This window comes from Rhodococcus sp. YL-1, from assembly GCF_001942025.1.
Classification (GTDB): Bacteria; Actinomycetota; Actinomycetes; order Mycobacteriales; family Mycobacteriaceae; genus Rhodococcus_F; species Rhodococcus_F qingshengii.
On sequence record NZ_CP017303.1, the window covers coordinates 89,157 to 111,279 of the forward strand.

Sequence of the window (22,123 nt, forward strand, 5' to 3'; positions counted from 1 at the left end):
GTGAATCCACAAGGGCTTTTCCGTCCGAGTGCGACCGATCTAGTGAGCGTGCACGATCTCGCCGTCCACCATCGTCAGCGCGATCGTCCGGCCGAGCAACGAGTCGACGTCGGCGTCGTCGGGCCACTGACCGTGCAGCACGGCAAGATCTGCACGGTGTCCCACCATGAGGGTCCCCCGCCACCCTTCGCCGTGCTCGCGGTACGCCGCCTCACGTGTGATCGACGCCAGGGCGTCGAGCGTGGTGATTCCCTCGGTGTCGTCGGCCGGAACCGGACCACTCCAGCAGTGCGACCGCGACACCGCGTAGACGACCGCCGGACGCCAGTCCGGGGGCACCACCGGCGAATCGGAGGTGATACCGGGACGGACTCCCGCCCGCAGTGCAGACCCGATCGGCTCGGTCCGTCTCACCCGTTCCTCCGGCAGCATCGTGGCGAACGTGCTGATGATGACCGGGTTGAAGCAGGCCCCGATTCCGTTGTCCACCAATGTTTCGATTCCACCCTCGTACAACTCCGTGGTGTGGATCAGGTAGTGGCGGGCCGGACTGTTCGGAGCCACTTCGGCGATCAGGTCGATCACGGTCTCCACGGTCTGGTCTCCGATGGAATGGATACCGATCTGCAAACCTGCATCGTCGACGGCCCGAATGATCTCCTTCAGTTCGGCGACCTTGTCGACGTCACTGTTGCCCGCAACCACGAGGTGGCCGCACCGATGCCCCGGAACGTTGATCTCGTGCACCGGTTCCTTGTGCCACGTCGTGCCGTTCTGCGGGGTCCCGTCTGCGAAGACCTTCACGCCCACGATCTTCAGTCGCCGCGGATCGATGTCCCGGCCGTCGTAAGCGCGTGCCAGACCTGCATCGAGATGCGCGCGGACGTCGGCGGCGTTGCAGCCCCCGGTTCCCACCGGCAACACGAGAACCGAAACACGCATGGTGAGTTCACCGTCGGTGGCGAAATCACCGAGTGCCTCGAGCGCCTCGGGTGATCCTGATCCGTCCAGAAGTGACACGTGCCCTGGCCCGAGTCCCGGTTCGGTGAGTGCCGTGATCCCGAGCGCGTGCAAGTCCGCCTGGCCTGCGCGGTACGCGTCGAGCAACTGCTCTCGCGGAACCGGCGGCACTGCAGCGATCAACAGTGCGATCGCGGCATCGGTGAGAAATCCCTCCGGATTCCCGCCGCCGTCACGTGCGATCACACCACCCTCGGGGTCCGAAGTCTGCGCCGAGATCCCGGCCAGGTCGAGGGCGACGGAGTTCGCGCACAACGAGTGCCCGCTCCAGTCGAACAACACGACGGGAGTCCCGTGAATTCCGTTGACCGCCAACGCGTCATCGATATCACGCGCGGTCAGGTTGCGGCCGAGAACCTGACTGTCCCAGCCATGTCCGCGAATCCATCCACTGGAGTCGACAGCGTCGCCCGTCAGGAACTGCGGTAACTGTGCGATGACGGTGAACACGTCCGCGTGCATCTTCACGTAGGTGTGTGCGGTCACCGAATAGGCGGTGAAATGCAGATGTCCGTCGTTGATTCCCGGAATCACGGTGTTTCCGTCGAGTTCCACCACGCGGGTGTTCTTGCCGATCCACCGGTCGACGTCGTCGCCGAGGGCGACGATCTCGCCGTCCTTGACGGCGATCTTCGTGGGCCGCGAGGCGATCCACGCCGACGTCGCCCGGTCGCCAGGAACCCAGTCGGACAGGTCCAGGATCGGTCCGCCTCGCAGGACCGTGTCCGCTGCAGCATTGTTGTTCACAGTTCTCCCGTCATCGATTCCGAACTTCCAGGCACCACTCGAACATCACGACGCACGCGTCGACTTCCCTTCGAGTACATCCACCACGTCACGGGCATCGGCCAGCCAGTTCTCGATCCGAGCGCGCGTGGCACCGAGTGGGAGTTGCGCTAGCCGCAGAGTCAGCGAGTAGACCCCACTGCGATCGCGGACCGGCAGCAGGAGCGAACCCAGATCGTAGCTACGGTGATCCTCGAGTTCACACACCCGGTAGTCGACGATCGTGTTCGCCATCGACTGCCGAATACCTCGTTCCCGTGACGGCGTCAACCGCCCTGCCGAGTACTCGTTCGTGGCGTCACGCACGGGGTCGTAGGCGGCACGCCCCACCTCCGCAGGCAACAGGGAGAACAGATATCCGTTCTCGCGCAGGAAGGCCAACCGGCTCCGGTGGACGTTCTTGACGTCCTCGTCGACATCTCTCAAACGGCCGATCCAGTCGTCCTGGCTCTCCGGTGGCTGATCGAAGAAATACGTGTCGCCCACCGGCGGCACCATCGGTGCCCGCTTGCCGAAATCCGCTCCCCGTTCGATGCCAGGACCGGTGGCCGACAGAACTGCGGCAACCTCGTCCGGGCCGGTGGTGGTGAAGACCGTGACCTCGCAACCGATGCTCGACGCGAGCTCTTCCACCTCCAGGCGTGCTGCGTGCGCCGAATGGATCGCAGGCAGGATCTCGTGATCCATACGCGCCATCAGCGACGTGCACACGAAGCTCCCGTAGCCGCCCTGGAAGAAGATCAGCGGCGACACCGCGTTGGTGACCGCCATGTCCTGTACCGAACACAACACGATCCAGTGATCGCCCGCCTCCACCGTCTTCCAGATTCGCGTGTCGATCCAGGCAACCGAATCCTGAAGAACGGGGTTTCCGAGTGGCGAAGGATGCCAGTCGATCCCGTCGAGCTTCTTCTCCCACCGCCGCGCGATCGTCAGGACGACGTCTTCTTGGTCGCCGCCGACGATGTTGATGCACAACGACGAGCACTCCAGCATCTTCTCGAAGGTCCTCGACGTCTTCATCGGCATGAACGAGACCAGCGCAGGTTCCATCGACACGGAGCTGAACGTTCCGACGACCATGGCCAGAACATCTCCGCCGGAGTCCAGTCCCGTGACCACCACGACACCGGTCGGATAGTGGCCGAGCACTTGACGGAACAGTTGCGGGTCGGCCGATGCCGCTGTCACTTCGGACATGATTGCCCCTTCCTGGCTGGGTGCGGCTGAACGAGACGGAGTCGGCGAGTCGAACGACGAGATCCGTGGCCCGCCGACAGTGGTACGTGCAGGTGTCGTCAGAGCAGGAATCCCGCGGCAGGAACCGCGTCCTTGCCGTCGATCAGCCGCACGACCTTCCGCTCGATGCGATCCTGCGCCGGCGAGGCTCCGAGAGCGATGACGAAGTCGACGTTTGCGCTCCAGATGTCGTGCCGCCCACGCTTGTACGCGATCAAGGTCTGGGCGACACGCAGTTCGAGCGCGTCGTCGGTGACCATACCGGGCACCACACGCCCGATCGTCCGCACGGTTTTGGCCGAGTCGACGGCTGCGATGGCGTACCCCTCGGTCATGCGCGCCACTCGCAGGCGCCGCATCCGGGCGTCGTCGTAGACCATGTTCAGGGTGTTGTCGAAATCCGTGGCGTCGGGATCGATGGGAATGACGTAGTGGGCGTCCTCGGTGTAGAGACCCTGCCATCCCTCGTAGTTCTTGTGATCGAGAAGCTCGGCCTCGCGGGCGATCAGGTCGAGGCCACGAACGACACGTTCGTCGGTGGTCGGCACGAATGCGACCGGCAGGCTACGAGCGTCGAGACTCGGCGCCCACGCACCTGGCTTGGGCTTCGGCTTGCGCGGTGACCTCTCGGCGGTGATCTCAGTCATTGCTCATCATCTCTTTCCACTTGGCGTACGCCGACCGCATACCGGTCTCGTCGGTGACGTGGGAGGTCGACCACCCCTCGCGGGACTCGGTCTCCCGTCCGAGCCCACGGTTGACCATGATCGGCAGGTCCGGGCCGCCTGTCGCCCCGCGCTGCACACGATCCCAGCCCTCGGCGTCGTCCGGCGTGCCGAAACCGAACGGCCCCTGAAAGTGCTCGTGTACGCGCAGACGTTCACGGTTGACGGGGTCGACGATCTCCGCAGGCCCGTCCGGTCCGAGAGCGACATGCTCGATGTACGTCTCGTCCACCGAGATCGGCCGCAACACCCGGAAGAAGGAAATGGACATCGAGACGTTCGGGAACAGATTCAGATTGAAGCCGGTCCCGTGCATCGCACGCACCATCTTGCGTATCGCGGCGTCGTCGAGCCCCTGCGCCGTCAGTTCCGCGACGAGCCCGTCGAATCGTTCCTGTAAGGGTTCCGAGCCGTCGTCGATGTCGAGATCGGAGTGCTCGGGCACCATCTGCATGACCGAGTGCCCGTTCTTCAGGTCGTACGTGGTGCATTGCGGATCGTTCATGAAACTCATCATGTCCGCCGTCTCGGAGTCCACCGAGGCCATCCACGAGCGGTGCACGATCGGGAAGTGATATCCGTCGGTTGTGTTCTCCAACTGGATCTTCCAGTTTCCGTGGAACTTGAACCTGTGCGTACCCAGAACCTTGAGCGGGTACCCGCCGCCCTGCTTGAAGAAACGGTCGATCCAGAGTCGGACGTCGCCGAGGAACTCCTCGAGCGGCTCCGCGTTCTCGTCGAAGGTCGCGAAGATCATGCCGCCGTACGATTCCGTGCGAAGCTTCCGAAGTCCCATCCCCTCCTTGGACATGACGCCTTCGTATCCTTCCGGGTACGGGATGCCGCGCAGGCGACCGTCGAGTGCGTACGACCATGCGTGATACGGGCAGGTGAACCCGTTCGCCTCCCCCGATCGCGACTCACAGACACTTGCCCCCCGGTGACGGCAACGGTTCAACAACGTGTGGATCTCGCCCTTGCGGTCGCGGGTCACGATCACCGGCTGCCTGCCGACGTGCGTCGTCTTGAACTTGCCCGCGTCGGCGACCTCGCTCTCGTGCGCAACCCACACCCAGGTCTTCTCGAAGATGTTCTTCATCTCCAGCTCGAAGATGTCGGGATCGGTGTACATGCGTCCCGCCACACGGTCATTCGTGACCAGATCGGCAGGAGCAAGGTCGTACACGTTGTCCGGGGTGAAGTCGATAGTCATGATGAACTCCAAGAGGAAAGTAGGGCGGTCACGGGAATCCTGGGATGCAGGACGTCCACTCGAGTACCGGCCGAACCGCTCCCGGCAGAAGCGTTCGGCGTTCGTGTTCACGATATGAGGAGTCGACGCTCCCGCCAATCAGCAATCGCACGCCGACGCGTAAGTGATTCCTTTACCGGCACTCACCCGACCGTTCACGGCTTCAGAAGTACCGACTGCCGGGGATACGCCTCCGCGAAGCTGTCGGGAAGCGGAGCGACGAAGACGTTTTCGGTCCGGGTCCTGGAAATGAGCCACTGCCCGTCGACTCGGCGAAACGCATTGTTCAGCCGGCTCGACCGCAACAGGGAACGTCCGTCGGAGAACAGCCACGGCTGCACGTGTATCCACTGCCCTTCCGCGTCCCCGCCGTCGACGCGAATCTGTTCCGACGTCAGGTAGTGCGCATTGAGCAGCAAGGCCGGATCCGCCTTTCCGCACCAGAATTGCTCGAAGTGCGTCCGGATGGCAGCTTTGCCCTCGGCGCGCCCGAACTGGCCGTCGTAGTACTCCCCGACACCTTCCCAGACCGCGTCCTCGGTGTAGAGGTCGAGAATCAGGTCGATCCGGCGAGAGTCGTCCTCGACTCCGAACTCCGGGCAGGGCGTGTCACACAGAAACATGTATCTCGCCTGCAATCTCCGAATGTCGGCTTCCGCCTCCAGCACCCGAACTCGTTCTGCAAGTTCCGTAATCGTCATGTCGGCCACAGCCACTCCTCCCGTACCGAGGTGTGTGCCACGACGGTCGCCGAGCCGGCACACCTCTCCGGGAATCACGCTAGGACCGCACGAGCGAGAGTCGGTATACGAAAATCCTTTACCACTCGCATCCCGCTCGGGTAAAGAAATCCCTGATTGCACCCGATTCCGTCAAGCAACCACCATGAGTACTCCAAGCGGATTTCAAGTACGCACTGCGTACGCATGTACCGAGGAGTGCCCATGCCGCTCGACCGACCAACTCGCCCACGAACCGGGTCGCATCACACGATCGCGCCGACTACGTCGCGCCCGATGCTCGGGGACGAACAGTGACCGCACACGATCACAGCTCGGACGTCGCCGCATCGCTGTACGAGATGAGTCGCACGAGGACCCGGCTGACGCTGTCCGTCAGCGCCTTGGTCCTGGCGTTCTTTCTACCGCTGCCCGTACTCGGCGGATTCACCACGGCACTGGACGGCGTTGTCTTCCAAGGTGTCACGGTGGCATGGCTGTACGCGTTCGCCCAATTCGTCATGGCCATCACCGTCGCCCGCTGGTACTCGCAGTGGGCGGCCCGATTCGATCGACGACTGGCGTCGTTGCTGAACGCGGAGCAGAAATCATGAGTGTTGCATCAGGTCTACTGTTCGGCTTACTCGTCGCGGTCACTCTACTCATCACCTGGTGGGCGGCGAAGAAGAACAAGACAGCCGCAGATCACTACGTCGCGGGTGGGCGACTGTCCGGGCGCCAGAACGGTGTCGCCATCGCCGGCGACTTCATCTCTGCCGCGTCGTTCCTCGGCGTCACCGGCGCCATCGCACTGTCCGGATTCAACGGCTTCTACCTTGCAGTGTTCGTTCCGGTCGCCTTCCTGCTCGCACTGCTGGTGGTGGCCGAGCCGCTACGGAACCTGGGGCGGTTCACGCTCGCCGACGTACTCGCAACGCGCTTCGTCGGCCCCTCCGTCCGCTCCGCCATGGCGACGAGCACCGTGGTCATCAGCGTCGTCTACCTGGTGGCGCAGCTCGTGGGTGCGGCATTGATCATCTCGTTGCTCTTCGACTTCGAGTACTACGTCGCCGTCCTGATCATCGGTGCGCTGACAACTCTGTACACGCTCCTCGGCGGGATGCTCGCCACCACCTGGATCCAGATCATCAAGACCGTACTGCTCATCGGTTGCGCGATTGCGCTCTTCCTGTTGGTGGTCATTCGCTTCGACGCCAACCCGTTCGGCCCCTTCGCGGCAGCGCTCTCCGAATTCGGTGAGTCCTTCGTCGGGCCGTCGCGCACGTCGGATGCCGCGTCGTTCGACCAGGTTTCCCAGGTGGTCGGGTTGGTTCTCGGTGTACTCGGACTCCCCCACGTTATGATTCGCTTCCTCACCGTCCCCGACGGAAAACAGGCGAGATCCTCTGCCACCACGGCCATCTGGATCTTCTTCGCCTTCTACCTGATGGTTCCGATCCTCGGATACGGCGCCGCCAACATCGTCGGCCAGGAGGCCATCGCACAGGAGAACAAGGGCGGGAACCTCGCTGTCGCGCAACTCGCCGAATCCCTCGGTGGCGGTCTCTTGTTGGCCTTCGTCGCTGCAGTGGCATTCGTGACCATCCTGGCCGCTCTCTCCGGCCTCGTCATCGCAACCTCAGGTGCCATCGCCCACGACCTCTACGGCCAGGTGATGCGGCGGGGCAACGTGTCCGATGCGGGCCAGCATCGCGCGGCCCGCATCGCCACCGTGCTCACGTGCGGCATCGGCATCGTGATCGCGCTGGCGGCAGGAAACCAGAACGTCGCATTCCTGGCCTCGCTCGGAATGTCCATCGCCGCCTGCGCGAATCTGCCCGCCCTCATGTTGACGATGTACTGGCGAAGAATGACTGCGCAAGCAGTGATCGCGGGCATCGTCACAGGGCTGGTTCTGTCCCTGGCGATCATTCTCGCCAGCCCGGCCGTCCACGGATCGAGCGCACTCCTGAGCTTCTCCAACCCGGCGCTGGTGGTCGCACCGATCAGCCTCGTCGTGTCGATCGTCGTGGCACTCGCGACCGCACCGAAAGGCGAACGAGCAGACCAGGCCGATGCAACGTACGACGACATGCGGATCACCGCTCTCACCGGTCGCGCCGCGCGATCCGTCGGTGACTCCTCACACGCGTCGTGAGGTCGCACCTGAGCGCCACGCCCTTCTGGCAGCAGGTCGTCCGCACCGTCGCCTGAGCCGGAGCAAGGTCGTCGACAACTGACACGGCAGAGTTTTCTTTCCCGGTTGGGACACGGAACTTGCCGTGAAGGAGATGCCGATGCTCACCTCGGCCTTCTCGCGACTAAGAGTTCCCGGCAACAGAAGCACACCCCGCACACTGCCGAAATCGGATGATGCCCTCCCTGTTCGGCATACACCCAGGCTTCGGTGACGTCGAGATCGTCGAGTTCGGCGCCGATACCGCCGTCCGCGACCGAGGACTGCAGGGCGTCGAGACTGACGGATGTCACCCAGGTCTGCACGGGTTGATCCGTCAGCATGTGCGGGTGCGGGAGCGGCAGTTTCGCCGGAAGTGCGAGCATGTTTCCCGCGGGAAGAGTGATGCGCCACAACCCGAACGGTGCCCCCTTGGCTCCGGATGCGGCGGCGTCGATCGCGTTCTCCCCCGTCAGGTGGCGGGGTTTGCCGTAGCCGAATTCGAGCATCCCCGCCGACGCCAGATAGGCCGCCCGCTGGTCGATCGACACCACCACGTCGGCGGTGTCGAGATCGTCGGCGTCGAGCGAGTTGCGCGTCCAACCTGCTGCGGGTTCGAGATCTCCGCGCGGTTCCCCGTCCAGCGGCGGCACCGGGCCGGCCGTGGTGACGTCGATCCCCTTGCCGCTTCGGGTCCGTTCGCGTTTGATCTTGTCGAGCACCGCAGCCCCGGTGCGAGCCGGTGTCGGCCCCGGTAGCGTCCCGAGATACTGTGCGCACCAAGCGATCCGGCGACCCAATTCACGCGCTGCCGGCAGGTCCTCGTCCGGAAGGTATGTTCCCGTGTCCGGGGATCCGAGGATTCCCATGTCTCCGACGCGGTTTCCCCAACCGAAGTCCTTGTTCCAGTACGTCCACACGTACGGTTCGATGAAAATGTCGACCATCGAGGTGAACTTCCCCGTCGTCCGCGAGAGATGCACGACATGCCCCGGGTCTCCGCGCAACTCCCACCCGGACGTCAACATCGGTTCGGCTCCCGAGTTCCGCCCCTTGAGGGCTGCTCACCAGTATGAGCGCGCTTTCGCCGCCCACTGCGCAAACCACTGCAGGCAATTGATTATCACGCGGATCGAACACAACCTGGACTTGAACGAGATCGGATACCCGAATCTGTCGTTGCGCGGCTTCACCGGCGTTGTATGCGTCGGTGAAGTCTCGGGCTTTTCCTTGGTCATCTACGAGTGTGGCGGAGAACCGCCCATCGATCACTACCGCGCTACCGGATGCAGACTCGCCGTAGTGCTTCTCATCGCTCAAACCGAAGTATTCGACTCGTGAGAGCGCTATCGCCAGGCGAGCCCCGTCTGGTAGCGGGACGGCACCGGACACAGCCACTGTCAGGCCCTCCACAACGACGTCGGCAGTCAACACAACAGGTGGAGCGTCGGTAGCCACTGCAGGTTTTCCTGCAGCAGGCGCCGGCGCCTCGTCACGGAAATGGGGACAGAACTCGGTGCGCGCATAGTCGTTGAGACGCTGAGCATCCGATAATCCTGCGCCACTGAATACGTCCTCGTTGACGGAGTTTTCCCACGACGTTTCGCCAGCACTCTCACTGCCGGGTGGGCGACTGCACCGATCGGTGCAGCCATCGGCGGCACGATGGGCCTGACCGGCGCCGCAGCGGTCTCGGCAGGTTTGGCGATGCTCGGCGGAGGATCCCTCGCGGCTGGCGGCTTCGGCGTAGCAGGCGGAACACTCCTGCTGACCGGAGTCGGTGGGCTCGCCGGCGCCGGTGTCGCTGCCGCCGGCGTGCGCTACAGCCCGTTGGGTTCGCAGGCGATCGCGAGTGAGGCCGTCAAACTCGACCTCGTCGCTCGCATGGTCCTCGCCGATGCTCCGGACCGGGACGAGAAGATGCGGCGCGTCGTGGAAAGCCTGCAGGAGCGACGCAACGACGTCTCCGTCCGCATCGGACTGCTGGTCGAGACGATCAACACTCTCAAGCAGGAAAAAGCAGCCACCTCCGCGGAAAACAGCGAACTACGCGCTCGGGTGAGGGACCTCGAAGCCGAACTGATCGAGACCAAACAGGCGCAGACGACCTTGGAGTTGGTTCGTGAGCGTCTACCGGAGAAGATCATCGCGTGAGCGAGGATATCAAGCGCAATCTCGACACGCAGTCACGTCGACTCGGCGACATCGAAAACCTCATCCGGGCAACTCTCGACGATCAGGAATCGGCGGTATCGCTCGAACATGGTCCCCGCCACCAAACCTATGACGAACTCACGACATTCAACGACGACCTTCGCGGACGACGCGATTGGACCGACGTCGATCTCGACGCAGCACTGACCGATCAGCAACGTCAGGCATTCGAGTCGTGGCAGCAGAAGCATCGTCTCACCTGGTCCACCTCCGACCTCGTGGCTGTCGGGGCTGTCGGTGTCGTCGGGATGATGTGCACCTGGTTCGACACCTCGATCGACAGCTCCATCCGAGATCGACTCACACTCCTCAAGTCCTCCGGCATCGTCAGTAGGTGGGAGAAAGCCGGCAAACGACTCCCGATCGATTACATGGGGCCCGGTTTCGGGGGACGCGCACATCGCGTCAAAAGCGCCGGCCATGATCTCGCGCGGCCGATCGAGGCGATCAAACAGATCATGGCAGGTGAATTCAGCGGCACCGCATGGCATACCGGCGTCGCCACCCCGGTCATCGTCCCAGACAAGTTCCAGGACGTCGATTCCGCGTCAGAGGCGGCTCTGCGGTTAGCTCAGCATCTCCTCGCGGACGTGATCACCCCGATGAGTCTTCCGATTCCCGGTATGTCCTTCCTCTACGAGAGCGACAGTAAAGCGCTACGCGATTTCGCACTCCACGCCTACAACGGTCTCAGTGCGGGCAACGGATGGAACGTACGAAACGGGATCGCGTTACCCGCAATGACCGTCCTGGTCACAGAAATCTTGATACGCACCTACGTGCACCTCGACCTCTACCAGCAGACCGGCACCGCCCGTTTGGAACTTCCACACAAGCGCCGACGAAACGAATTACTCCTGGCAGCGCACAGCCTCGTATCAGCTATTTCGCTGGGAAAGATCGCAGCCCAAATCACCGCCCACTGTGTCGCGGGAAACTATGTCCGCGCCGTGCATCCCTCGCACATCCGGCACGCGAACATTCCCGCACTCCTACGCGCAGGCGCACTCGCCGGAACCGTCGTCAACGACGCCTACCGAGCCGGGACTGTAAGAACAACGGTGTAACTCTGAAAGGAGATACGCCACTATGACTGATGTGATTGAACGTGAGACAGAGACGAACTCGGCTCAGCCGGGTATCAGCGATGCGCGGCTCAAAGAGCTGGTCGAGCAGGCGCGAGCCGAAGGGCTGCAGTTGACCGGAGATGGTGGATTGCTGTCGAAGCTGACCAAGCTAGTCGTGGAGTCCGCGCTCGAAGGCGAGATGGACGACCACCTCGGATACGGCAAGAGCGACCCGGCAGGCAGGGGCAGCGGCAACTCCCGCAACGGCAGACGAGCCAAGAACGTGTTGACCGAGGCCGGCCCGGTCGAACTCGAGGTGCCCCGTGACCGGGATTCCTCCTTCGAGCCGAAGATCGTGGCCAAGCGGCAGCGTCGGCTCTCAGGCGTGGAGGACATGGTGATCTCATTGTCGGCCAAGGGTTTGACGACCGGTGAGATCGCTGCACACCTGGCCGAGGTGTACGGAGCTGATGTGTCCAAGCAGACGATCTCGACGATCACCGAGCGGGTGATGGAAGGCATGGCCGAGTGGCAGAACCGGCCGTTGGATCCTGTGTACCCGGTGTTGTTCATCGACTGCATCCACGTCAAGATCCGCGAGGGCAACGTCGCTAACCGGCCGATCTACGTCGCGATGGGGGTGACTGTCGACGGCACCCGCGACATCCTCGGATTGTGGGTCGGTGAGCACGGCGACGGGGAGGGAGCGAAGTACTGGCTTCGGGTGTTGTCCGAGCTGAAAAACCGTGGTGTGCAGGATGTTCTGATCGTCGTGTGCGATGGTCTCAAGCATCTACCCGACTCGATCGAGCAAGTGTGGCCACAGACCATCGTGCAGACTTGTGTGGTCCATCTTCTCCGTAACACCTACGCCTATGCCTCCCGCAAGGACTGGTCCGAGATCGCCAAGGACCTCAAACCCGTCTACACGGCTCCGTCGGAGCAGGCCGCGCTCGACCGATTCGCAGAGTTCAGTGACAAATGGGAGAAACGCTATCCCGCGATCATCAGGCTCTGGACTAACGCCTGGGCTGAGTTCGTGCCGTTCCTACAATTCGACAACGCCATCCGGCAGGTCATTTACACGACCAACGCCATCGAGAGTGTCAACGCTCGAATCCGCAGGGCTGTCAAGGCCCGTGGACACTTTCCGACCGAGGCCGCGGCCTTGAAATGCGTGTATCTGGCCATCATGAGCCTCGATCCCAAAGGCACCGCCCGCAGGCGCTGGTCCAACCGATGGAAGGCAGCACTGAATGCCTTCGAGATAACGTTCGACGGACGGCTGTCTGCCGGACGAAAGTAGTTAGAAACCAATCAATTACACCGTTTTCTGGACAGACCCCCTTCGCTCTGGTTTTCGGGTTACGTGCGAGTGTGTCTGACACGAGTCGGAATCTGTCCTACGGTGGGTTGATGGATCAGTCAACGCCGGTGACGCAGCCGTGTTCAGAAGTGATCTCGCCGGGCGTTCTGTGCGGTGGGGTGTGGGTATCGATGCCAACTGTGGTCGGTAGTCCACAGGGTTCGGGGAAGTGTGAGACGTGTGGGAGTACCCGGCGGACGCCGAACGTGCCGACAGTGTCGCATGTCGTCGATGCGGCTGACCTGCGCTGACTCCGCGCAACCGCGAGGGTCAGTCTCTGCCGAGGTCGTGTTCGCGTTTCGGTGTGGCCGGCCGTTTCGGTGTGGTGTCTTCGGGGGCCGCGCTGCGGGCACGGTGCGTGGGTGATGCGGGGAAGCTCATGCGGGCGCGGTTGGCGATGTCGCTGAGTTCGTTGGGGTTGTAGGGTTCGCGGTTTCCGCTGCGGAGGTGCTCGATCATCGCTTTGTGATGCTCGGCTACCTCGAGGTGGATGACGGCGCCTTGAGTTTTGGCGAGTGTGGGCGGTTCGGTGTTGTTGCGGTGCACGCCGGGGGCGAGTACGTCGCGGAGCGGTGTGTGGGTTGCTTCCATCGCGACGTAGCGGGCTGCTTGTACTGCGGAGGCGTGGACTTTCTGCCAGTCGATGGTCCAGCCGGAGGATTTGAGGAGTCCGTCGAAGAACACTCGTTGTGTTCGGGAGTTGCCGTCCCGAAACGGGTGCAGGACAGTGGTTTCGCCCCAGTGGTAGGCGAGTCGGTCGACGGCCCGGTCTTTCGGGAGTCCTTGGGGGAAGTTGTCTTTGGCGATTCCGCGGAAGATGAACGCTGCTTGGTTTTCGATGTGTTCGGGTCGGCAGTGTGGGAGGTTCATGCCGACGGCGCCGGTGTCGCGGGTGCGGAGGGTGCCTGCCCAGTCGTAGACGTCTTGCAGGATGAATTGGTGGATCTTTTTGAGGTGGTCGAAGTCGAAATTGCCTGGTATGGGCTGTGTTTCGAGTTGCAGGATTCGCTGGTAGGCGGCTGCTCGTTCGTCCTCGAGGAGTGCTTGGGGGTCGGTGTGCCCGAGTTTGTTGATCAGGACCCCGGTTTCGGGGTCGACGTACGGGTCTTTCAACTGCGGGCAGCTCGGCGGCGGCGGTTTTCGGCGAGGACGAGTGCGACTGCTTCGTCGCCGGTGATTTCTCCGCGTAGTTGCCGGCGTCCGATTTCGATGTCGTAGTCGGTGGGTTCCATGCCGGCCATGCGGTGGCCGGCGGTGGCGGCGGCGATGGCTCGGTCGATCTGGGCTTCGGTCATGTGCGACTGTGCGTTGCGTGCAGTGGTCACCGGTGCTCCTTCGTCGACTCGGGCGAGTGTGGCGGTGCGCGGGGGAGCTGCGCACCGTTGTCTATTCTACCTGATCATTGCCTGTTTTCCTGCGGTCAGCAATGGTTGTGGGTTGGTATCAGTACAGGACGTTCCGGGCGGCGGAGTCTGCGGCGTTTACTGCAGGGACGTGCGAGCGCCTCGGCGGCTGTGCTCGAGTTCTTTGGTGAGGGTGCGCGCGTCATAGCTTCCGATTATTCGGCAGCCTTCGACGAAAAAGGTCGGTGTTTCTCGGGCACCACTGGACTGGGCACTGGAAATGTCACGTTGTACGCGCTCGGCGACCGCGTCGCTGTCGAGGTCCGCGACGAACTGGTCGACGTCGAGTCCTATCTCGGCTGCATAGCCGATGAGATCGGTTCGCGCGAGCGCGTTCTGGCGGGTGAACACGAAGTCCAGCCATTCCCAGAACATGTGCTGCCGTGCGGCGGCCTCTGCTGCATGTGCGGCAACCAGTGCGTGTGGATGGATGTCCACCAGCGGTAGGTGACGGACCACGTAGCGCAGATCGTCGCCGAAGTGGACGTGCAGGTCGTCCCATCCTCCGGTGGCATGTGCGCAGAATCCACATTCGAAGTCGACGAACTCTACAAGGGTCAGCTGGGCGTCTTCGGGTCCACGAATGTGGTCGATCTCGGGATCTACGGGAGGTTCCAGCACGATGGGGAGATCGGCTTCGGCCTCACCCAGCTTGGTCGCTGCCACGCGGAAGATCACCGCACCCAGTACTGCAGCCAGCACCATGGCGACGAGCACGCCGACGGTCGCCTGCCCGGCCAGTTCGGGAGATGTGCCGAAAGCCAAACCTATGATCAGCAGCGATACGGTGAATCCCATCCCCGATAGCGCAGATCCGCCCATCACACTGCCCATGCCGACCCCCTGCGGTAATCGGCCCGCTCCGAGTCGGACAGCGATGTATGTGGCTGCTCCGATGCCGAGGAGCTTGCCGAGAACCAGGCCAAGCACAACTCCCCAGGTCACACGGGCACTGAACGCTTCAATGAGCAGTCCGCCACGCAGGTCGACGCCGGCGTTGGCGAGAGCGAAGATCGGTACCACGATCAGCGCGGTGGGTACCCGGAGGTATTCGTGTATCCGCTCGTTGACGGCTGTGCCTTTGGCCAGTCCACGTGATACTGCACGACCTGACGCGGCGCTCGGAGACTGCCAGAAGTCACGAAACAGTTCTCGAGCCGCCTCCACCTTGTGCCGCTGTGTCGGGTACGCGGGAATCAGAAGGCCGGCGACCATTCCGGCAAGCGAGGGATGAACACCCGACTCGATCGTGCTGAACCACAGCACGATCACCACGAGAATGTATGGCGCGGCTCGCCACTGTCGCGCCCGCCCGAGTAGCCACAATGCTGTCAGGCATGCCAGGGAAACGAGCAGTGGAATCAGGCGAATGTTTTCGCTGTATACGAATCCGATGATGGACACCGCGAGGAAGTCGTCGACCACCGTGACGGTAAGGAGAAACACTCGCAGTTGGCCTGATCGTGCGGGCCCGAGGAGCGCCAAGGCCCCGAGCATGAAGGCGGTATCGGTGCCGACGACCACCCCCCAACCCTGCAGGCTGTCTCCGCTGCCGACGATCACGGCGTAGATGACGGCGGGTAGACACACCCCCGCGACTCCGGCGATCACGGCGATACGGGTGCGGGTTCGATCACGTAATGACCCGTGGGCGAACTCTTGGCGTACCTCGAGCCCGATCAGAAAGAAGAAGACGACCATCAACCCGCCGTTGATCCAATGGTGAAGGCTCATGTGCAACGCCACCGGGCCGAGTTCGAATCCGGCGCCTTGATGCCAGAGGTCGAAGTACGCGTCCGAAGCCGGCGAATTTGCCCACAGCAGGGCGGTCACGGTTACCACCAGCAGCAGCACCGCGGAGCCGGACTCACGCCGGAGAGAGGCCGGAGAGAGTTGGAGAGCTGATTACGCAGGCCTTGGGGTTTCGGTGCCTGTCGTGCCATCGCTAGTTGATCCTTATCGCCGTTCAGTCCAGGCGGTGGTGCGCGGTCAGGTCAGTGTTGTGTGGTGCCGGCGCCTGTGTTTTCCAGCGCCGCTCGTAGATAGGGGGCAGTCGCACTGTCGGCAGTGGCAGCTACCTGCTCGGGGGAACCGGTGGCGACGATACGTCCGCCGTCGGCGCCCGCTCCCGGTCCGAGGTCGATGACGTGGTCGGCCTGGGCGACGACGCGCATGTCGAGTTCGACCATGACGACGGTGTTGTCGGCGTCGACGAGACCCTGCGCGTGAGCGAGCAGTCTGTCGCTGTCGGACGGGTGGAGCCCAGCAGTGGGCTCGTCGAGGATGTAGAGCGTGTCGCCGCGTTGAGCACGCTGGAGTTCGGATGCCAGCTTGACACGCTGAGCTTCGCCGCCGGACAGCTCGGTGGCGGGTTGTCCGAGTCGCAGGTAACCCAACCCGACCTCGCGTAGGACGGTGAGCGAGCGAAGAACGTCGTTCTCACTGGTGAAGAAGGCGTGGGCTTCGTCGATGCTCATCGCGAGAACGTCGGCGATGTTGCGGTCCCGCCAGGTGATTTCGAGTGTGCTCTGCGTGTAACGAGTGCCGTTGCAGTCCGGGCACGGACTGTAGACGCTGGGCAGGAAAAGCAGCTCGACCATCACGAAGCCTTCACCTTCGCAGGTCGGACAGCGGCCACCGGCGACATTGAAGGAGAACCGCCCCGGTTTGTAGTTCCGTTTCTTGGCCGCAGGTGTTGCGGCGAACAGCTTGCGGATGTGGTCGAACATGCCGGTGTAGGTTGCAACATTGGATCGGGGTGTGCGCCCGATAGGGCGCTGATCGATGGCGACCACCCGACGGAGCCCTCCCAAGGTGCCCTCGATGCGGCCGCGGACCGCGCCCTGATCTCCGGTGAGCAGCAGATCGGTGTCGTCGCGCGGTTCGACGTTGGCATCGGGCGCGGCGGGCCGGCCCAGTTCAGCGTTGATCAACGCTGGTAGAGCCTGGCTGACGAGGCTCGATTTCCCCGAACCGGAGACTCCGGTGACCGCGGTCAAGACCCCGAGAGGGAAAGACACGGTGAGGTCGCGGAGACTGTTGCGCTCGACGCCTTCGACGCGAAGCCACCCGCGGGGGGTACGCCGCTGGCGGCGCACCTGCTCCGACGTGTCGAAGAGATAGCGTGCGGTGACCGAGTCCGGTACGTCGGCCAGCCCGGCGGGTGTTCCACTGTAGAGCACGCGTCCACCGTTCTCGCCGGCACCGGGACCGATATCGACCAGCCAGTCCGCTTCTCGGATGACGGGTAGGGAGTGCTCGACGACGAGGACGCTGTTTCCTCGCTCACGAAGTCCGTGCAGAATTCTCAGCAGCGCCGTCAAGTCGCCGGGGTGCAGTCCCGCCGAAGGTTCGTCGAGGATGTAGGCGACGCCGAACAGCTTCGAGGACAGCTGCGTCGCCAGGCGCAGTCGTTGCAGCTCTCCGCCGGAGAGTGTGGGCGTCGTCCGGTCCAGTGACAGATATCCCAGCCCGAGGTCGATGATGGGTTGGATTCTTTCGAGGAGGTCGTCGAGCAGGCGCCGCGCCGCCACCTGTTTTTCCGCTGACACGTTCGGGGTGCGTCGCACGTCGGGAGCGGCGGTGTGCGCCGATCCTCCCGATGCGACACGTCGTCGCGTGGCCTCGGCTCGTCGGGTTTCGTCGAGAGCTTCTCCTGCCGCCTCGGGTAGCCAGTCGCTGGACACAACAGTGCGCGCGATCTCTGCCAGTCGTGCCAGGGGCAAGGACGCGAACTCGGCGATATCCAGGCCCTCGAAGGTGACCGAGAGCGCCTCCGCCTTGACCCGCTTGCCCTGGCACATCGGGCATACCTCGCTGGTGACGAACTCAGAGACCCGCTTCTTGACGATCGAGCTCTTGGTGTTCGCGAAGGTATCGAGCACGAACCGCCGGGCGCCGACGAAATTGCCCTCGTAACTGGGTTCGGTTCCGGCTTTGATCGCTCGCCGAGTCTGTGCCGGGGTAAATCCCGAGTACACAGGAACGGTGGGGCGGTCCTCGGTGAACAGGATCCAGTCGCGATGTTTCTTCGGCAGCTTCTTCCACGGAGAGTCGACGTCGTATCCCAGTGACACCAGGATGTCGCGAAGGTTGCCACCCGGCCAGCCCGGCGGCCACGAAGCGATCGCGCGCTCCCGGATGCTGAGTGTGGGATCGGGGACCATCTTGTCGACATCGACCTCGTAGACGCGCCCGATGCCATGGCAGGTCGGACATGCGCCCTGCACGGTGTTCGGCGAGAAGTCCTCCGCGTAGAGCATCGGTTGGTCATCTGGGTAAGACCCGGCACGGGAATAGAGCATCCGCACGAGACTGCCCAATGTCGTCACGCTGGCGACATTCGATCGAGCATTACCGATGCCTCGGTGCTGCTGCAGTGCAACCGCCGGTGGCAGTCCCTCGACGACGTCGACATCGGGTACACCGACCTGGTCGATCAGCCGACGAGCATACGGTGCCACCGACTCCAGATAGCGCCGCTGCGATTCCGCGAACAGTGTCCCGAACGCCAGCGAGGATTTCCCCGAGCCGGACACACCGGTGAACACCACCAGACGGTCTCGAGGAACATCGAGATCGACGTCGGCGAGATTGTTCTGCCGAGCTCCCCGCACCACGACACCCTGCCTCCAGCGATCATCGGCCTCGGCGAGATGTTCGGAACGGTTTGTCATGCCGGTGACCATAACGAAGGAAGGGAGCCTTGCGGCAGACCCCACAGCACTCCTGGCACACATCGTCACTCAGTTGACACGCAAGGTCACTGACACGTATCGCCACGTGCGCATACGTTCGAAAGGTCCCCCGGTGGCCACGCCACCACAACCGGGTCCCGAATCGCAGCGTGCAGGGATCCCCCAGGTTAGGAGCGACAGCATGGCAGACAGCAACCGCGCAGTGGTGTTCGAGAGCCCCGGCACCATGAAGGTCGAGAAACTCGACTTCCCCAAGCTGGAGATGCCGAACGGACGAAAAGCGCCCCACGGCGTCATCCTGAAAATCGTCGCTACCAACATTTGCGGCAGCGACCTGCACATTTACCGAGGGTCCTTCCCCGTCCCCCAGGGTATGGTCATGGGCCACGAGATGACCGGAGAGATCATCGAGGTCGGCTCCGACGTGGAGTTCCTCAAAGAAGGCGATCTCGTCTCGGTCCCCTTCAACGTCGCCTGTGGACGATGCCGCAACTGTAAAGCTCGCCGCACAGATGTCTGTGAAACCGTCAATCCTGCAGTCTCCTGCGGCGCATACGGTTTCAATCTCGGCGACTGGGTGGGCGGACAAGCCGAATACCTGTTCGTCCCGTACGCGGACTTCCAACTCCTCCGTTTCCCGGACAAGGACCAGGCCATGGACAAGATCCTCGATCTTGCCCTGCTCTCGGACATCCTTCCCACCGCCTTTCACGGACTCATCGAGGCAGGGGCCAAACCAGGTTCAACGGTGTACATCGCCGGCGCCGGGCCGGTCGGACGCTGCGGCGCAGCAGCAGCACGCCTTCTCGGCGCATCCTGCATCATCGTCGGCGACTACTATCAGGACCGACTCGACCTGGTCAAGAACAACGGCTGCGAGACCATCGACCTGAGCCAGGACATCCCCTTGCCCGACCAGATCGAGGCCATCCTCGGTGAGCGCGAAGTCGATTGTGGCGTCGACTATGTCGGCTCCGAAGCACACGGCATCGGCTCGGAGTCCAATCAGCCTCAGCCGGCAGGTGCCATCAACGACGTCCTCGAAGCCACCCGTGCCGGCGGCGCCACCGGCGTCATCGGCGTCTACGGCCCCGACCCTCTGGCACCGACAAAGGCCGAACAGGAAGGCATCTTCCCGCTCGAATTCGGCAAGGCCTGGATCAAGTCACCGCGCCTGTCCGCGGGGCAGGCACCGATCATGCATTACAACCGCGAGTTGATGATGTCGATCCTGTGGGACCGCATGCCGTATCTGAGCGCAATGCTCAACACCAAGGTCATCGGCCTCGACGAAGCACCCGCCGCCTACGAGACCTTCGATCAGGGGTCATCGAGCAAGTTCATCATCGACCCACACGGAATGATTCCAGCCTGAGCACGATCCAGCACGGAAAGCTCACGGTCTGAGCACAATACAGCACGGAATGCTCACGGCCTGAGCGTTTTGCAGCACGCGTAGATTTCCGGCCCTGTGATCGCCCCCCGACTGGCGGACACAGGGCCGGCTCGCTCTCTCCCCGACCCGCAGGACTTTCCCGCGCGGCTCAGTAAACTCAGTGGTATCCGTAAGGCAGGTGATCCGCCATGGCTGATGCAGACGAGCCCTCATTGCCACACTTCGAAACGTTGTCGACCTCGCGGGCGCCGGACGACGGTGTCATCGACTACTGGCGAGAGGCCCGGCGCCATGCCTACGTCGACGTCAGCACCGACCCCGCCAACCCCGACTTCTACGGCGATGTCCGTCTCGGCCGATACACGAACTTCACTCTGTCCACGAAACGAGCCACCGCCGAGCAGACACACCGCAATCGCAGCCGAATCGCCCAAGGGCGGGAACAGGACGAGTATCTGTTCGCCACATTCCAGACGCGCGGAAGTTGCGTCATCGAACAGGCCGGACACACTGCAGTAGTCCCGCCAGGATCCATGGTCATCTACGACAGTTCCCTGCCCTTCGCTTTCCGCGCCGATGCACCCTACGAACAGGTCATCGTCAAGGTGCCCGCCGATCGAGCCTTCGCGCTCGCCGGCATCGACCGGACCACAGACATCCTGGCCACGACCATGAGCTGTGCAGGAGCGATGTCCGCCGTCGCAGCCTTTTTCACCCAACTGGCCCAACACCAAGACAGCGATCCCCACGGCGCCGCACAGCTCGAGACTCACGCCTCCTCACTGGCCACATCACTACTGAGTCTCGTCACACCGGTTCGCTCCGCCGAAATACCCGCCTTCCTACGACGAGATCAGGTTCTGGCCTACATCCATGCCCACCTTGCAGACCCCGACCTCGACGCCGAACGCATCGCCACCGCGATGCGACTCTCCCGCCGCAGCCTCTACCGCCTGTTCCAGGGAACCGACCACACAGTCATGGGATATCTCCGCGCAGCGCGCATCCAGTCCGCCCAGCACCTACTACGAAAATACCCTTCCCGGCCCGTCTCCCTCATCGCTCGACAAACAGGATTCTCCGACCCCCGCACCTTCTACCGAGCGTTCCGCGACACCACCGGCATGACACCCAACGAACACCGAGAACGCCTCGATTGACAACGCACTGCACATATCCGCTCTACAGCTCAACGAGGCCGCCGGACGGGTCAACAACGACCGGCTCGGGCGAATCATGGCCCGCATACGACATGTGGCCAGAAACCTGACCCCAATTGCGAGTCTGAAAACGAAACGCTTCGAACCTCATCATCTGAACACGGACCGTCCCGACCTGCACTTCATGTCCGGAGTACGGGAAATTCGACAAACCGACGATGTGCACACACAGTGGATCCTCGAAATAGCCGGACAAACACGAGAATTCGACGCCACCATCACCGAACAGCACCCGGACGAACGCATCGCGTGGGAATCGGACGCAGGCCTCGCAGTCCTGGTGGGCTGTCGCACTTCTCGCGGGTCTGTCCAGAAAACGGTGTAATTGATTGGTTTCTAACTACTTTCGTCCGGCAGACAGCCGTCCGTCGAACGTTATCTCGAAGGCATTCAGTGCTGCCTTCCATCGGTTGGACCAGCGTTGGCGGGCGGTGCCTTTGGGATCGAGGCTCATGATGGCCAGATACACGCATTTCAAGGCCGCGGCCTCGGTCGGAAAGTGTCCACGGGCCTTGACAGCCCTGCGGATTCGAGCGTTGACACTCTCGATGGCGTTGGTCGTGTAAATGACCTGCCGGATGGCGTTGTCGAATTGTAGGAACGGCACGAACTCAGCCCAGGCGTTAGTCCAGAGCCTGATGATCGCGGGATAGCGTTTCTCCCATTTGTCACTGAACTCTGCGAATCGGTCGAGCGCGGCCTGCTCCGACGGAGCCGTGTAGACGGGTTTGAGGGCTCTTCCCAGATGAGGGTGTAGGTCGGCCGGGCGCGTCGGTCCGCAGATAGACGTCGAGGTCTCCCGACGACGGAGGTTCCTACGCCATCCATCCGAAAGACCTCGAC

16 protein-coding genes and 4 pseudogenes are annotated in these 22,123 nt (G+C 62.9%); 9 read left to right on the forward strand and 11 right to left on the reverse strand.

Going from position 1 to position 22,123, the window contains the following annotated elements:
- Positions 1-39: 39 nt before the first annotated feature.
- The 5 genes from BH682_RS32565 to BH682_RS32585 form a co-directional block, all read right to left on the reverse strand.
- Positions 40-1,767, reverse strand: a complete 1,728-nt coding sequence (locus tag BH682_RS32565) for an amidohydrolase (protein ID WP_190287681.1) — start codon at positions 1,765-1,767, stop codon at positions 40-42.
- Between the two features lie 45 nt (positions 1,768-1,812).
- Positions 1,813-3,006, reverse strand: a complete 1,194-nt coding sequence (locus BH682_RS32570; RefSeq protein ID WP_075836139.1) for a flavin reductase family protein — start codon at positions 3,004-3,006, stop codon at positions 1,813-1,815.
- 98 nt (positions 3,007-3,104) lie between these two features.
- Positions 3,105-3,692 (reverse strand): aromatic-ring-hydroxylating dioxygenase subunit beta, encoded by a 588-nt coding sequence (locus tag BH682_RS32575; RefSeq protein WP_083954792.1) that lies wholly within the window; start codon positions 3,690-3,692, stop codon positions 3,105-3,107.
- Entirely contained in the window at positions 3,685-4,983 is a 1,299-nt protein-coding gene (locus tag BH682_RS32580) for an aromatic ring-hydroxylating oxygenase subunit alpha (protein WP_075836419.1), read from the reverse strand. Before BH682_RS32580 ends, BH682_RS32575 begins: the two co-directional genes overlap by 8 nt.
- A gap of 194 nt (positions 4,984-5,177) precedes the next feature.
- On the reverse strand, positions 5,178-5,723 hold the full coding sequence (locus BH682_RS32585; RefSeq protein WP_075836421.1) for a nuclear transport factor 2 family protein: 546 nt from the start codon (positions 5,721-5,723) through the stop codon (positions 5,178-5,180).
- Positions 5,724-6,055: 332 nt separating this feature from the next.
- Between BH682_RS32585 and BH682_RS32590 the strand changes: the two genes are divergently transcribed.
- Both BH682_RS32590 and BH682_RS32595 read left to right on the forward strand, forming a co-directional pair.
- Positions 6,056-6,355, forward strand: a complete 300-nt coding sequence (locus tag BH682_RS32590) for a DUF485 domain-containing protein (RefSeq protein WP_223304711.1) — start codon at positions 6,056-6,058, stop codon at positions 6,353-6,355.
- Positions 6,352-7,899, forward strand: coding sequence for a solute symporter family protein (locus tag BH682_RS32595; RefSeq protein WP_075836141.1), 1,548 nt, complete (start codon positions 6,352-6,354; stop codon positions 7,897-7,899). The genes BH682_RS32590 and BH682_RS32595 overlap by 4 nt, the downstream gene beginning before the upstream one ends.
- Before the next feature lie 221 nt (positions 7,900-8,120).
- On the opposite strand, the pseudogene BH682_RS32600 reads toward BH682_RS32595, so the two are convergent.
- Positions 8,121-8,948: pseudogene (locus tag BH682_RS32600) on the reverse strand (hypothetical protein); the annotation flags it as partial.
- Positions 8,949-9,066: 118 nt separating this feature from the next.
- Here BH682_RS32600 and BH682_RS32605 point away from each other — a divergent pair.
- From BH682_RS32605 to BH682_RS32620, 4 genes are all read left to right on the forward strand, one after another.
- On the forward strand, positions 9,067-9,258 hold the full coding sequence (locus tag BH682_RS32605; RefSeq protein ID WP_143542650.1) for a hypothetical protein: 192 nt from the start codon (positions 9,067-9,069) through the stop codon (positions 9,256-9,258).
- A gap of 324 nt (positions 9,259-9,582) precedes the next feature.
- Positions 9,583-10,071 carry a hypothetical protein gene (locus BH682_RS32610; protein ID WP_075836145.1) on the forward strand — a complete coding sequence of 163 codons (489 nt, stop codon included), beginning with the start codon at positions 9,583-9,585 and terminating at the stop codon, positions 10,069-10,071.
- The gene (locus tag BH682_RS32615) at positions 10,068-11,198 is read left to right on the forward strand and encodes a hypothetical protein (protein ID WP_190287680.1); all 1,131 of its coding nucleotides are present in this window, start codon (positions 10,068-10,070) and stop codon (positions 11,196-11,198) included. Before BH682_RS32610 ends, BH682_RS32615 begins: the two co-directional genes overlap by 4 nt.
- A gap of 22 nt (positions 11,199-11,220) precedes the next feature.
- Positions 11,221-12,504, forward strand: coding sequence for an IS256 family transposase (locus BH682_RS32620; protein ID WP_075832375.1), 1,284 nt, complete (start codon positions 11,221-11,223; stop codon positions 12,502-12,504).
- 330 nt (positions 12,505-12,834) lie between these two features.
- On the opposite strand, the gene BH682_RS32625 is transcribed toward BH682_RS32620, so the two are convergent.
- The 4 genes and pseudogenes from BH682_RS32625 to BH682_RS32640 all read right to left on the reverse strand — a co-directional run bounded on the left by BH682_RS32625 (position 12,835) and on the right by BH682_RS32640 (position 18,643).
- A complete protein-coding gene (locus BH682_RS32625) occupies positions 12,835-13,677 on the reverse strand; it encodes a Fic/DOC family protein (protein ID WP_075836147.1) in 843 nt (280 codons plus the stop codon).
- Positions 13,674-13,889 (reverse strand): antitoxin VbhA family protein, encoded by a 216-nt coding sequence (locus tag BH682_RS32630; RefSeq protein WP_075835818.1) that lies wholly within the window; start codon positions 13,887-13,889, stop codon positions 13,674-13,676. The genes BH682_RS32625 and BH682_RS32630 overlap by 4 nt, the downstream gene beginning before the upstream one ends.
- Positions 13,890-14,045: 156 nt before the next feature.
- Positions 14,046-15,842: pseudogene (gene nhaA / locus BH682_RS32635) on the reverse strand (Na+/H+ antiporter NhaA); the annotation flags it as partial.
- Positions 15,843-15,961: 119 nt separating this feature from the next.
- Positions 15,962-18,643 (reverse strand): excinuclease ABC subunit UvrA, encoded by a 2,682-nt coding sequence (locus BH682_RS32640; RefSeq protein ID WP_051649789.1) that lies wholly within the window; start codon positions 18,641-18,643, stop codon positions 15,962-15,964.
- Positions 18,644-18,845: 202 nt separating this feature from the next.
- On the opposite strand from BH682_RS32640, the gene BH682_RS32645 reads away from it, so the two are divergent.
- The 3 genes and pseudogenes from BH682_RS32645 to BH682_RS36920 form a co-directional block, all read left to right on the forward strand.
- Positions 18,846-20,039, forward strand: coding sequence for an alcohol dehydrogenase catalytic domain-containing protein (locus BH682_RS32645; protein ID WP_003943355.1), 1,194 nt, complete (start codon positions 18,846-18,848; stop codon positions 20,037-20,039).
- A gap of 209 nt (positions 20,040-20,248) precedes the next feature.
- Positions 20,249-21,220 (forward strand): helix-turn-helix domain-containing protein, encoded by a 972-nt coding sequence (locus BH682_RS32650; protein WP_075836151.1) that lies wholly within the window; start codon positions 20,249-20,251, stop codon positions 21,218-21,220.
- 184 nt (positions 21,221-21,404) lie between these two features.
- Positions 21,405-21,548: pseudogene (locus BH682_RS36920) on the forward strand (SRPBCC family protein); the annotation flags it as partial.
- A gap of 72 nt (positions 21,549-21,620) precedes the next feature.
- Here BH682_RS36920 and BH682_RS32660 read toward each other — a convergent pair.
- Positions 21,621-22,019, reverse strand: a pseudogene (locus tag BH682_RS32660) (transposase); the annotation flags it as partial.
- Between the last annotated feature and the right edge of the window lie 104 nt (positions 22,020-22,123).

Coding starts and splice junctions, on each gene's coding strand:
- BH682_RS32570 (WP_075836139.1), bottom strand. CDS start 3,006: ATGTCCGAAGTGACAGCGGCATCGGCCGACCCGCAACTGTTCCGTCAA.
- BH682_RS32575 (WP_083954792.1), bottom strand. CDS start 3,692: ATGACTGAGATCACCGCCGAGAGGTCACCGCGCAAGCCGAAGCCCAAG.
- BH682_RS32580 (WP_075836419.1), bottom strand. CDS start 4,983: ATGACTATCGACTTCACCCCGGACAACGTGTACGACCTTGCTCCTGCC.
- BH682_RS32585 (WP_075836421.1), bottom strand. CDS start 5,723: ATGACGATTACGGAACTTGCAGAACGAGTTCGGGTGCTGGAGGCGGAA.
- BH682_RS32595 (WP_075836141.1), top strand. CDS start 6,352: ATGAGTGTTGCATCAGGTCTACTGTTCGGCTTACTCGTCGCGGTCACT.
- BH682_RS32610 (WP_075836145.1), top strand. CDS start 9,583: ATGGGCCTGACCGGCGCCGCAGCGGTCTCGGCAGGTTTGGCGATGCTC.
- BH682_RS32620 (WP_075832375.1), top strand. CDS start 11,221: ATGACTGATGTGATTGAACGTGAGACAGAGACGAACTCGGCTCAGCCG.
- BH682_RS32640 (WP_051649789.1), bottom strand. CDS start 18,643: ATGACAAACCGTTCCGAACATCTCGCCGAGGCCGATGATCGCTGGAGG.
- BH682_RS32645 (WP_003943355.1), top strand. CDS start 18,846: ATGGCAGACAGCAACCGCGCAGTGGTGTTCGAGAGCCCCGGCACCATG.
- BH682_RS32650 (WP_075836151.1), top strand. CDS start 20,249: ATGGCTGATGCAGACGAGCCCTCATTGCCACACTTCGAAACGTTGTCG.